Origin of the sequence: Psychrobacter immobilis (assembly GCF_904846235.1) — a bacterium.
Lineage (GTDB): Bacteria > Pseudomonadota > Gammaproteobacteria > Pseudomonadales > Moraxellaceae > Psychrobacter > Psychrobacter immobilis_C.
The window spans coordinates 44,763-57,579 of sequence record NZ_CAJGZN010000007.1; the positions used below are offsets into that span (position 1 = coordinate 44,763).

Sequence of the window (12,817 nt, forward strand, 5' to 3'; positions counted from 1 at the left end):
TAAAATAGACGTTTAATCACAAAACATTGTCGTTATAAATGTCGCTATAAGTAGAGAAAATTATGAGTATTAAAAACGAACAGCTCTTTGCACAAGCACGTAAACATATCCCAGGTGGTGTTAACTCACCAGTTCGCGCCTTTGCAGGGGTCGGTGGTACGCCAATCTTTATGCACCGTGCCAATGGCAGCAAAATTTATGACACCGAAGACAACGCCTATATCGATTATGTTGGCTCTTGGGGCCCAATGATTTTGGGTCATGCGCACCCAAAAGTCATCGATGCGGTGAAAAAAGCCGCCGATGACGGTTTGAGCTTTGGTACACCAACGCCGTTTGAAACCACCGTTGCTGACAAGATTTGTGACATCGTGCCTAGCGTCGAAATGATTCGTATGACCAGCTCTGGTACAGAAGCGACCATGAGTGCGATTCGCTTGGCGCGTGGTTATACCCAGCGTGACAAAATCGTTAAGTTTGAAGGCTGCTACCATGGGCATTCAGACAGCCTGCTAGTAAAAGCTGGCTCTGGCATGCTTGATATTGGTGAGCCAACGTCAAAAGGTGTGCCTGCAGATTTTGCTAAGCATACGATTACGATTCCTTATAATGATCCGCAAGCGATTAAAGATTGTTTTGAGAAATGGGGCAAAGAAGTTGCTTGCGTTATCTTGGAGCCAATCGCTGGCAACATGAACATGGTTATTCCAACACAAGAGTTCCATGATACGTTGCGTGCCGAGTGTACTGCCAATGGCGCAGTATTAATCTTTGACGAAGTCATGACGGGCTTTCGCGTTGGCCTTGGTGGTGCACAGGCACACTTCGGCATCGATCCTGATTTAACCTGCTTTGGCAAAATCATCGGTGCAGGTCTACCTGTTGGCGCTTTCGGCGGTAAAAAAGAAGTCATGTCTTGCATCGCGCCACTTGGCGGTGTCTATCAAGCTGGCACGTTATCAGGCAATCCACTAGCGATGCGCGCTGGTATCGCTATGTTTGAGGACTTAACCGCAGAGGATTTCTATGACGAGTTAGCAGCGAAAGTTGATCGCCTAGTAGACGGTTTCCAAGCAGCAGCTGACAAACATGGTATTCATTTACGTACCAATAAGCTTGGCGGCATGTTTGGCATGTTCTTTGTCAAAGACAGCACAACTGAAACACCAAAGAATTTCGATGATGTGACAGAGTGCGATATGGACGTATTTAATACTTTCTTCCACGGTATGCTAGATCGCGGTATTTATTTGGCACCGTCAGCTTATGAAGCAGGCTTTATGTCTATCAAACATAGCGATGAAGATATTGATGCGTCAATCAAAGCAGCCGATGAGATATTTGCAGAAATGGCAAAAGCATAGTTTAGCCATGTAAGTTATTAGCTAACTAAAAAGTTAAAGCTTAAAAAACTAGCAAGGTCATCCCGTGATCTTTGCTGGTTTTTTTTGTTTATCGATATCTTATTTATAATCATATTGGAAATAATATAAAGTATTTTTGAAGATTGTTTGTATAGCCGTTAACGTGACTGATGCTTATACAGTTCTTGCCTGCGCATCCGAAAAACAGACAATAAGTTATGATATTCTGAGGTAAACCCAGACAATTAAGCAAGGATGCAAAAGAATGAGTATCAGTACTTCTAGCAATACCGCGCCACTATGGCAAGCCACTTACGACCAATACGGCCTAGACAATCATTTGAATGTATTGGAAGGTAAGCAAAATCTGATTGACTTACTGCAACCAAAGATTGAACAGCATAGTGAATTTCCAGCTTTTAGTATGGGTGCGGCGTCGCTCACTTTTAGGCAGCTAGATATTGCCAGTCGACGTTTTGCTACTTTTTTACAAGCGCAAGGTGTTGAGAAGGGCGATCGCATAGCGGTACAACTGCCAAATATCCTGCAGTATGCCGTGGTACTGTTGGGTTGCCTACGTGCAGGTGTGGTATTGGTCAATGTCAATCCCATGTATACCCAATATGAATTGGCACATCAGCTTACTGACGCTCAAGCTTGTGGTCTAATTGTGTTAGATGGTATGAGCACTGCTTATGAGCAATTAGATGACACAGTCAAAGCGCAGTTAAAATGGGTGGTCAGATGTTCCATAGATCCTAGCATTGCTGATAATGACATTGCCTTGCTCAGTCAAATTGGCACAGCACAATCTGCGAACACAGATGAGCAAACACATGCCTCGACCGAGTCATCAAATGAGTCATCACAGCACAACATAATGTTTGCACATATTATGCAGGCCTATGATGCAAAAGCGTTTAAAGCCGTTACGATTGTACGTGAAGATTTGGCCCTACTGCAATATACAGGTGGTACGACTGGCAAGCCAAAAGGCGCCATGCTCACTCATTATAATGTCATGGCCAATGTCTGCCAGTGCTACGCGATGTTTGGTAAAACGATTGAAGCCAATCGTAGCGAGCAGATTAAAATACTTAATCCCTTACCGCTTTATCATATTTTTTCGTTTACGGTCTGCGGCTTGCTAGGTCTTTATGGCGGCTGGGAAGATATATTGGTCACCAATCCACGTGATATCGATGGTCTAGTGAATACCATTGAACAGCACCGACCTCACGTTATACCTTCAGTGAATACATTATTCATTGGCATGCTGCATCATCCAAAATTCGCTAGTCTAGATTTTAGTCGTTTAGCCTTATCTATCGGTGGCGGCACAGCGATTATTAAAGCGGTCTCTGATCAATGGCAGCAAGTGACAGGTATGATTATTAGCGAAGGCTATGGAATGTCTGAGACGGCGCCTGTTATTTCTTTCAATCCGTCTGGCATTACAGAGTTCAATGGCAGCGTTGGACTGCCATTGGCTTTGACAGATATCCATATCATTGATGAGAATGGGAATACGTGCCCAACAGGTACAAGGGGTGAGGTCTGTATCAAAGGGCCTCAGGTCATGCGCGGTTATTGGCAGCGAGACAATGCAGATACTTTTACCCCAAATGGCTACTTTAGATCAGGTGATATCGGCGTTATGAATGATGAGGGGTTTTTGACACTCGTCGACCGTAAAAAGGACATGATACTGGTATCAGGATTTAACGTATATCCCAATGAAGTAGAGGCTGCGCTGACTGAACATCCCAAAGTGCTCGAAGTCGCTGTAGTCGGGGTGGCAGATGACCATAGCGGGGAAGTGCCAAAAGCGTTTGTGGTCAAAAAAGACGCGAATCTCACCGTAGAGGAGCTACAAGACTTTGCGAGCAAGCGTTTAACTGGTTATAAGCGCCCACAGTCCTATGAGTTTATCGATGAGCTACCTAAGACTGCTGTTGGCAAAATTTTGCGTAAAGAACTGCGATAAGTGAGCAGTGTATTTCACTTATAAGAGTGACATCGAGATAATTCTTAAAATAAACAAAAACAGGGCTGCTATTTTTAGCAGCCCTGTTTTTGTTTATTTAACCTATATGACGACTAAACGTTATCGTGCTTTATCAAACTTACGATCTCTCAAGCTCAGATTGCCTCGTAGCACATCGCTATACATACGAAAATCGCTGACAAAGCTTTTCAATGGAAACTTAAAAGAAGCAGGTTTGTTCTTTTCAAAGAAAAAGTGTCCAACCCATGCACAGGCATATCCAGCAGTAATGCCCTTTACCAAAGGTTTGGCTGAGCCAGTTTTGACAGACTTTGCGAGTCCTAATAAGCCAAAGCTACTGCCTGCGAAATGTAGACGGCGACAGGCCATGTTTTGATGCTCATCTAAGTAAAAATCATAAAATGCCTGTTTGGGCGAGTTTTCAGTTTTTACCATGTCTTTTTTAGCGCTACTGATAGGGGTTTCAGTAGTTTGGGTAGCGTCTTTTGTAGTGGTCTGATTCATGTGACTAGCTTCCTTGCTGGTGAGGTTGATAACTATTAATTGCAGATGGTTTTTAACCGATTAACTGGTGACTTTTGAAGTAAGTTGTACGGCTAAAAGAGCTGTAAATAACGGTTTTTTATCATGATATTGATAGCTTTCAATGTAGCAAACCGATATGTGTAACACAAGCGCTAGATGCTGAGCCGATACCTGTCAGCTGATAGGGTGGTCTTCGATGTCCCCGCTACAGTTTTGCATCGCTTGCGAGTGTTTGGCATAAATGCTTTAATGATAAAATTGCCCTGATTTTTGTGGTTACTACTTTTTTCTATACATGTGATTTTATAACTATATAGCACGTGATTTTGGCAAACTATCCACTCTCTCTAACACGGTGACGACTTGTCCTATGCCTATTGACTACCTTACGAATCCGCCAATTGGCGATGATGAAATGATGGCAGCCATCGATATTGGCTCCAACAGTTTCCATTTAGCTATTGCTCGTCTTGACCATGGGGAAGTGCGAAAAGTAGTCTCGATGTCTGAAAAGGTACAGCTCGCCGCCGGTCTGGACGAAAATAATATTCTAAGCGCAGCTGCTGAACAGCGTGGTCTTGATTGTTTAAGCCGCTTTGTGGCGCGCTTGGATTCAGTACCGCCAGAGCGTATACGTGTGGTGGCGACCAATGCGTTGCGTCAAGCCAAAAACGCCAACGACTTTATTTCCCGTGCCAATAAAATCCTGCCAAAACCTATTGAGATTATCGCGGGCCGCGAAGAGGCGCGATTGATTTATTTGGGCGTCTCGCATACCAACGAGAGTAGTGACAAACGCTTGGTTATGGATATTGGCGGCGGTTCGACAGAGTTCATTATTGGTCAAAATTTCGATCCATTATTGACTGAAAGTTTACAAATGGGCTGTGTTTCTTTTACCCAAAAATTCTTCGCTGATGGTCTGATTACCAAAGAAGCCTTCAATAATGCGATTTCAGGTGCGCGCAAAGAAGTCTTAGCCATTAATGGTCGCTATCAAAAGACAGGCTGGAGTAGCGTGGTTGGCTCAAGTGGCACCATCAAAGCGGTGCGCAATGTTTTAGTGTCAAAAGGTTGGGCCGATGAGCAAGAACGCATTACTTACAAAGGTGTCAAAAAATTAGAGAAATTGCTGATCAAAATTGGCAATATTGATGATATCGAGTTAGAAGGCGTCAAAGAACATCGTAAAGCTGTATTTCCTGCTGGCGTGGCAGTATTGCGCGCGGTGATGAAAGTGCTGGGCGTTGAGACCATTACCTACTCAGACGGTGCGTTACGCGAAGGCGTTATGTACGATATGCTCGGCCGTTTTGCTAGTGAAGATGTGCGTGACCGCAGTGTATTGGCGTTAATCAAGCGTTATTCAGGGGACAAAAAGCAAGCCAAGCAAGTGGTAAAAACCAGCCGTCATTTATTTGAACAAGTAAAAGACAAGCTTGCGCTGTCCAATGATGATTGCGACTTGCTCAGACGTGCTGCATTCTTGCATGAGATAGGGCTGGCAATCAGTCATAGTAGCTATCACAAGCATAGCGCATATTTGCTTGAATACTCTGATATTCCAGGGTTTTCGCAAGTCGATCAAAAACGCATGGCGCAGCTGATGCTTAATCATCGCCGCAAGCTTAAAGCCGATATGCTAGAGCAGACTTGTCAGATTGGTGGTGACCAGCTGGTTTATCTCTGCTTACTGTTGCGCCTCGCTGTATTGGCGCATCATAGCCGCAGTGACTATGCGCTACCAGAGTTAGAACTAAAGGTAGTCGCTGAAAACAGCTGGCAAATTACCTTGGCGGATAGCAGTGAGCATTACGCGTTCTTGCTGGCAGATTTGCGTACGGAGATTGACCAGTTTGCTAAGTGGGGCGTACAGCTTAGTGTGATTGAAGCTCCAGAGGCTGAGACTCAAGAGATTGAGCAGTTACCATTGTAAGTATTGAGTTAAAGATTAACGTAACAAAAGCGGTGTTGTCGATAATGTCATGCTATTTAAGATGTGCTACTATAGCTCCTATTGAGTTTACAACTGTACTTTCATTATCTGAACACGGATAACGATATTATTCTTAAACATAAATACATTAAGTATAATTATTAAAGGGAAGCGTCTATGAGCACTGTCTGGGATAGTGTGCAGCTTGCACGACATGCCAAGCGTCCATTATTTATGGACTATGTTAATCAGCTTTTTACCGAATTTGACGAATTGCATGGCGACCGTGCTTTTGCCGATGACAAAGCCATTTTGGGTGGCTTAGCTCGTTTTGATGGCCAGCCTGTGATGGTAATTGGTCAGCATCGTGGCCGCAGTACCCGTGAGCGTATTGCTCATAACTTTGGTATGGCCAATCCTGAAGGCTATCGCAAAGTGATTCGTTTGGTGAAAATGGCTGAGCGCTTTAATATTCCTGTGATGACCTTTGTGGATACCCAAGGTGCTTACCCTGGTATTGGTGCAGAAGAGCGCGGACAGGCGCAAGCGATTGCAGAGAGCATCGCTGTATTTTCTAGCCTTAAAGTGCCTGTGATTGTGACTATCATTGGTGAAGGCGGCTCAGGTGGCGCATTGGCGATTGGTGTTGGTGATAAAGTAAATATGCTACAAAACAGCATCTATTCGGTCATCTCTCCTGAAGGCTGTGCTTCTATCCTATGGAAAACGGCTGAAAAAGCACAAGACGCTAGTGAAGCACTTAAGCTGAATGCTATCAATCTATACCAGATGGGTCTGATTGATGCAGTCATCGAAGAAGGTGAAGGCGCACATATTCAGCCGCAGCCGGTAATGAATGCGCTAAAAGCATTGATTACTGAACAGCTTGATGAGATTAAAGATTTAGATCCTCAAGAGCGTTGTGAGCTACGTTATGAAAAGCTAAAGTCTTTCAATTCAGAAGTGATGTTGCCTGCTTAATTGGTTGTTATGGCACCTTTATTGTTAAGTCGCTATTATTAATGATAGTCTTTTCATATTAGAGTCTAAGTCTTAATGCTAAAATAAAAACGTGTCATTTAATGGCGCGTTTTTTTATGGCTGTTACTACATGAAGCATATAACGTAACTAAAAATAAGGCTGAATATGACCAGCAGCGCAATCATCTCACATCCTATTCAATCAATTGCCGATTTGCCAGTTGATGAGACACTGGCGACAGCTTTCTTGAGCAGTATGTCTGTGTATAGTGATCAGTTGCATGGTCGTCGTCTTTGGCTAGCATGTAGTGGTGGGCGTGATTCATTGGCACTTGCGGCACTGTGTGTGCAGCTCTACCGACAAGGTAAACTGCCATGTCTGCCGCAGCTGTTACATGTCGATCATGGCTTACAGTCGGATAGTCAGTACTGGGCCAAGCATGTTGCCAACTGGGCGCACGCGCAGCAGATACCTTGTTGCATTTTACAGGCACAAGTGAACGGACATGATGAGCAGGCCGCGCGGCAAGCACGCTATAACATCATGCGTGCTCATATCAACCAAGACGATGTATTGCTATTAGCGCATCATGCTGATGACCAAGCTGAAACCGTATTGATGCGATTGATTCAAGGCGCTGGCGTGAATGGTCTATCGAGCATGCAGCCGTGGCGCGTACAAAGACAAGGTGGGCAGCACAATATACTATGGCGGCCTTGGCTAACTATCCAGCGTGCCCGTATTAGTGCTTATGCTCAGCGTCTACAACTGCCTTATATAGATGATCCTACGAATGACAGCGGTGACAATGTGCGTAGTGGGCTACGACGCGACATTATGCCAATACTGGCTACATACAATCCTAATGTTATTGATAATATTGCTCGCAGCGCGCAGCTGTTAAGTGATGCACAGGATACAATCAATGCTCAAGCTATGCAGGATATGCAGCAAACAGAAAATACAGACCTGCAACTTTTACCTGCACAGCGCTCGCTAAATATCAATGCGTTGCAAAAGCTACCCATGTATCGTCAGCGGCAATTATTGCACTATTGGTTGGGTCAAGATGAGCCGTTACCACCTGCTAAGCAACTCGTCGATGATGTGCTAACTCTCAGCCAACGTGATGACCAAGACCACCAGACAGAACTGTTTTGGCAAGGTCGTAAGGCATCTTATACCATTCGCCGCTATCGTCATCAGCTCTATCGTATGAGCAGCGAGTGGCTGTCTTGGCTAAACGTACCGTTGACCGAGCAGGTGTTACCATTATCTAAACTGACTTTATCTAGTCATTCAGCTGATAATCTAACATCACTAATCGTACGTAGCAGTGATCGTTATATTTGGCAGTTACAAGTGAAGATAGATGTGCTGTTACGATTACTAGAAAATAGTGCGGGCGGTATAGCACAGCAGGTAACGTTAAAAATAGTGCCATTAAACCGTAAGCAACGGTTAAAAACCGTGATGGCTGCGCGCCCACAAGCAGGCAAAAAACTGTATCAGACGCTTGGGGTTCCATTATGGCTACGAGACAGCTTAATGGTAGTCAGCATTATCCTTACAAAAAAATCTGAAGATGGAAGTAATATACAAACTGATATTCCTCTATTACTAGCATCGCCATTTGAGAGTTGGCTTTTGAGTTCTGAGCAGACGGATAGCGATGCTAAAAGCAATCAATTAGTCGAGCACATCAAAAGTGAGCTTAGACTAGAATAGAAAGCGTCAAAATTTTAATATCCGTTGGCTGACTCATTGATTTTTATCAGGTTGATGTCAAGTGTGACATTTTGAATTTATCAAACGGTGGTAGTGGCAGTATGATAAACTGAGTGTCGTTTTACATATCAGTATGTTAAGTTGAATACCTTTGAATTTTGTGACTAGGAGACAAGTATGTCGGTATTAGATAATAAAAAAATCAGTTTTATTGGTGGCGGAAACATGGCACAAGCGCTCATTAGCGGGCTTGTGGGTTGCGGCATCAAACCAAATCTCATCACGGTCGCCGATCCTAGCAGCGATGCACGTGAGCAATTAGCTGCCAAAGGTCTAAATACTGTTGATCCAATGGCTGATCCAAAGTCTGCTGTGATCGGTGCGGATATTGTGGTACTCGCAGTAAAGCCACAAATGATGAAGGTGGTGGTAAGTGCTTTTGCTGATGTACTAGACACTCAGTTAGTCATTTCAGTAGCAGCAGGTTTGTCGACTGATCTTTTATCAAACATGTTGGGCGGCTATAGCAATATCGTCCGTGCAATGCCAAACACGCCTTCTATGATTCAGATGGGCGCGACTGGCCTCTACGGTAAAGACAATATCTCAGCGGAACAGAAGCAGCTAGCAACAGCCGTTATGGAAGCATCAGGTTTGGTCATGTGGGTCGATGACGAAGAGCATATGCATGCCGTTACAGCCGTATCAGGTTCAGCGCCAGCGTATATGTTTTACTTCATTGAATCGATGGTCGATGGGGCAGTTGCATTAGGACTAGATAAAGAACAAGCCTCAGCGCTTGCTATGCAGACCATGTTAGGTGCTGCAAAAATGGCGATGAATAGTGATGATGCACCAGCTGAGTTACGCCGTAAAGTCACTTCACCGAACGGTACTACTCAAGCAGCGGTTGAGTCAATGCAAGCCAATGAGATTGGTCGTCAAATCGGCGAGGCCATGCAAGCTTGCTATGATCGTAGCCAAGCGTTAAGTGAAGAAATGAGCAAGTAAACACTGACAAGGTGTGTTGTGAGTCACCACTGACGACACACCTTATGTAATCATCAGCATCTGATAATGACATTTGTCATCCTAGAATCTGTTAATAATGTCACATTGAGTAGCACTTCATGAACAACATGTTATTTCAAATTTTTGATTTGGTCACCACATTCGCTATGATGCTGGTGTTTATTCGTTTTATGTTGCAGTTTGCAGGAATGGATGCGAGCAATCCGATGATTGCACCTGCTTATAAAGCAACGCATATCGTCGATGTATTTGGGCGCATTTTCCCGACTGTCGCACAGGGTCGTATTAGCATTGCCGCTATCGTGTTGATGTTTTTGATTCGTCTAATCGATATCTCTGGAAAGGCCGCATTAACGCATAAAGGTATTGCCCCTGTACCGCTATTCTTTACGGGTACGACTAGCTTATTATTAGACTTTTTACGCATGTGTCGCTATCTGGTGATTGGTTCTATCATCGTTAGCTGGATTGTGGTGTTTACCAGATCTGAGCATCCGATTATTGGCATTATCATTAATTTGGCTGAGCCTATTTTGGCCCCGTTTCGTCGTATCACGCCGAATTTAGGTATGCTCGATTTATCGCCAATGGTTGCTTTCTTAGCATTCTATTTGCTGGAGATATTCATCGGTGGTTTGGCCGCGAGTGTGTTGCCAACCTTGGGTTAAACCTAATAGAATTACATTTAAAAACTGTCATAAAAAAGGCGCTCTATATTTTTATAGAGCGCCTTTTTTGCGTCTGCTACTTGGGAAATCTATAGCCTTGTAGGTATGCTAAAAACGAACAAAGCGATTTGGTATGAGCTGAGCTTGAGTATCATCAGGATGCGGTGCATCAGCTACCCGCAATGTCTGGGTAATCCAACTATCTGCCGCTTGTACTGCATCAATGAGAGCATCGCCTATTGCCAAGCGTCCAGCGATAAAGCTGGCGAGTGAACATCCTGAGCCATGGAACTCACCATCTAAGCGCGGCAAGGTGCTCTTATGCACCATTTCGCCCTGTATATATAAGTACTGCTCGATATCACCGCTATCAAAATCATGTGAGGTTTTTACCAGTACCGCATGAGTACCTTGAGTACATAGCTTCTTTGCCCCGACATGCAAGTCTTGCTCACCGCTAAGCGCTCGTAGTTCATGAGTGTTTGGAGTGATTAAAGTGGCGTAGGGCAGCAATTGTCTAAAGGCGCTAACCAGAGTTTTTTCATCGCCTAAGCTACCACCGCTATTCGCGACCAGTACAGGGTCTAAAACAAATGGCGTATCATCATCGATAACTTGATCAGCAAATAGTTCAGTCAACATTGCGATGTTATCAGTGGTGCCGAGCATACCTGACTTGATAGCACTAACAGGTAAGTCATCAAGCACCGCAGTAGCTTGAGCTTTTACCAATGATGCCGCACAAGCCTCAAAGCCAAATACCTGCTGCGAGCTTTGGATAGTGACCGCCGTACACGCGATGGCTGCATGTGCCCCTGACTGTCCAATGGCCTCGATATCCGCTTGTAATCCAGCACCGCCTGAAGGATCTAATCCTGAAAAACACAGTACGACAGGTCGCATAACAGCTCCTTTTAAGAGATTTTAAAGTAAGTGACAAACACTATAGCCACCTACTACTAAAAAATCTATCATAGTCTTATGCTTGTGGATGAGGTGCAAGACGGTAGAGTGAGTAGACCTAATATTAATAAGCAGTTTGGTTGTTATATTTAGCGATGATATGTCGCAATTTTCCGTATAAAAATGCAATATAAGTACTTATATCTATAATTTTGATAAAAGCCGCATTAAATCTGTAGACAACGCTTGCAATTCGTTTTGGCTTTGTTATAATACTCGCCCACGACATGAGACGTATTGTTAGCATCAATACTATGTTTATAGATTTTTTATAAATGTCTTGAATCGTTAGGTGAAGTGGGTGAGTGGCTGAAACCAGTTCCCTGCTAAGGAACCATACGTGTAAGCGTATCGAGGGTTCGAATCCCTCCTTCACCGCCATTTATTCAGTTGTTATTAGAGTAATAACGCAATATACTGCGTTAAACATTTTAATAATTAATTCAAAAAATAATTTGTTTTAATTAAAAAAGATGTTGACACAAGCGATATTATCTATATAATGACCAACCTAATTTACTGCAAAAGATATTATCTTCGCAGTGGATAAAGTGCAAAATACGCGCCTGTAGCTCAGTTGGATAGAGCACTTGGCTACGAACTAAGGGGTCGGGAGTTCGAATCTCTCCAGGCGCACCATTTGCATAATAGCTTAATTTAAGCTAAAAGTTATTAAAATAATCGCCTGTCTTATGACAATTGGCGGTTTTTTTATGTCTGTAACTTTTACCCTTCTACTTATTTATTCTACGACCATCTCTTATATGTAGCATGATTGGATAGCCAACTAATAATATTAAAGAGCCATCTATGATATTGGACAGTCATCTAGGATAATGTACGATAGCCCCACCATTTACGGTACAATAGCGTTACTATTCACTGCTTGCTATGAGCTTGTACCATGTCAAAAAGTCCATCTAAACGTCCGTCAAAAACGACTCGTAAATCAAAGCCTCAATCGAGTGCGCCTGTACAGCAAGATCCTAACGAAGAGCCAACCATCGCTAAGCCCATGATTCGTGTCGTGGCGATTCTCTATGATGGTATGCTGATTTTAGCGTTATTGTTTTTGGTAGGGACGATACTAACCGTCGTCGGTACGCTGTTGACTATGGAAACGGGTACTGAATCCTCACAGGCTCAGTCGCTACCGCTTTGGTATCAGAACGCCATTATGACGCCATCATTTGTACTGACGCTCGTGGCGTTCTATGGGATATTTTGGCGCCGTGGTGGTCAGACATTGGGTATGCAGACGTGGCGGTTAAAAACGATTAATGATGCAGGCCAATGGCTAACGTGGGGACAGTCGTTTAAGCGTATTTTGGCCGCTTGTTTGATGCCGCTGATTTTTGGCATTATTGGCAGTCTTATTGATGGGTCACGCGCCGCCTTATTGGCCAGCGCGTTTCTTGGTTTAGTATTCAACTATGTGTTCTGTCTGTTCAACCCTCGCGGTCTGGCAGTACAAGATATGTTGTCCAACACCATCACCCTAAAAATGCCGAAAGTGGCACATGAAGGGCTATGGCGCGGTTTTAAAAATCGTAAGAAAAAATCGTAGTCTGATTTGATTAACGTAATAACTTTTATTGACGTAGAATTTAG

General features: G+C 43.7%; 10 protein-coding genes and 2 tRNA genes. 10 read left to right on the forward strand and 2 right to left on the reverse strand.

Features of this window, described 5'->3' with window-relative positions:
• The first annotated feature begins 62 nt into the window (after positions 1-62).
• Both hemL and JMX07_RS06335 read left to right on the forward strand, forming a co-directional pair.
• Positions 63-1,364, forward strand: coding sequence for a glutamate-1-semialdehyde 2,1-aminomutase (gene hemL, locus JMX07_RS06330; RefSeq protein WP_201606909.1), 1,302 nt, complete (start codon positions 63-65; stop codon positions 1,362-1,364).
• Positions 1,365-1,629: 265 nt separating this feature from the next.
• Complete coding sequence (locus tag JMX07_RS06335; RefSeq protein ID WP_201606911.1) at positions 1,630-3,351, forward strand: AMP-binding protein; 1,722 nt, start codon at positions 1,630-1,632, stop codon at positions 3,349-3,351.
• Positions 3,352-3,471: 120 nt separating this feature from the next.
• Here the strand turns inward: JMX07_RS06335 and JMX07_RS06340 are convergent, their stop codons facing one another.
• Positions 3,472-3,807 carry a DUF962 domain-containing protein gene (locus JMX07_RS06340; protein WP_227684676.1) on the reverse strand — a complete coding sequence of 112 codons (336 nt, stop codon included), beginning with the start codon at positions 3,805-3,807 and terminating at the stop codon, positions 3,472-3,474.
• A 460-nt stretch (positions 3,808-4,267) separates the two neighbouring features.
• Between JMX07_RS06340 and ppx the strand changes: the two genes are divergently transcribed.
• From ppx to JMX07_RS06365, 5 genes are all read left to right on the forward strand, one after another.
• Entirely contained in the window at positions 4,268-5,833 is a 1,566-nt protein-coding gene (ppx, locus tag JMX07_RS06345; RefSeq protein ID WP_201606915.1) for an exopolyphosphatase, read from the forward strand.
• A gap of 177 nt (positions 5,834-6,010) precedes the next feature.
• The gene (locus JMX07_RS06350) at positions 6,011-6,814 is read left to right on the forward strand and encodes an acetyl-CoA carboxylase carboxyltransferase subunit alpha (RefSeq protein ID WP_057758024.1); all 804 of its coding nucleotides are present in this window, start codon (positions 6,011-6,013) and stop codon (positions 6,812-6,814) included.
• 166 nt (positions 6,815-6,980) lie between these two features.
• On the forward strand, positions 6,981-8,543 hold the full coding sequence (gene tilS, locus JMX07_RS06355; RefSeq protein WP_201606916.1) for a tRNA lysidine(34) synthetase TilS: 1,563 nt from the start codon (positions 6,981-6,983) through the stop codon (positions 8,541-8,543).
• Positions 8,544-8,720: 177 nt separating this feature from the next.
• Positions 8,721-9,554, forward strand: a complete 834-nt coding sequence (proC, locus tag JMX07_RS06360; protein ID WP_201606917.1) for a pyrroline-5-carboxylate reductase — start codon at positions 8,721-8,723, stop codon at positions 9,552-9,554.
• Positions 9,555-9,673: 119 nt separating this feature from the next.
• Positions 9,674-10,243, forward strand: a complete 570-nt coding sequence (locus JMX07_RS06365; protein WP_101205146.1) for a YggT family protein — start codon at positions 9,674-9,676, stop codon at positions 10,241-10,243.
• Between the two features lie 108 nt (positions 10,244-10,351).
• Here JMX07_RS06365 and JMX07_RS06370 read toward each other — a convergent pair whose 3' ends face one another.
• Positions 10,352-11,146, reverse strand: coding sequence for a hydroxymethylpyrimidine/phosphomethylpyrimidine kinase (locus tag JMX07_RS06370; protein WP_201606918.1), 795 nt, complete (start codon positions 11,144-11,146; stop codon positions 10,352-10,354).
• 351 nt (positions 11,147-11,497) lie between these two features.
• Between JMX07_RS06370 and JMX07_RS06375 the strand changes: the two genes are divergently transcribed.
• The 3 genes from JMX07_RS06375 (at position 11,498) to JMX07_RS06385 (ending at position 12,773) form a co-directional block, all read left to right on the forward strand.
• A tRNA-Ser gene (locus JMX07_RS06375) sits at positions 11,498-11,587 on the forward strand.
• A gap of 181 nt (positions 11,588-11,768) precedes the next feature.
• Positions 11,769-11,845 (forward strand) — tRNA-Arg (locus JMX07_RS06380).
• A gap of 265 nt (positions 11,846-12,110) precedes the next feature.
• A complete protein-coding gene (locus JMX07_RS06385; RefSeq protein WP_165597760.1) occupies positions 12,111-12,773 on the forward strand; it encodes an RDD family protein in 663 nt (220 codons plus the stop codon).
• Positions 12,774-12,817 lie beyond the last annotated feature (44 nt).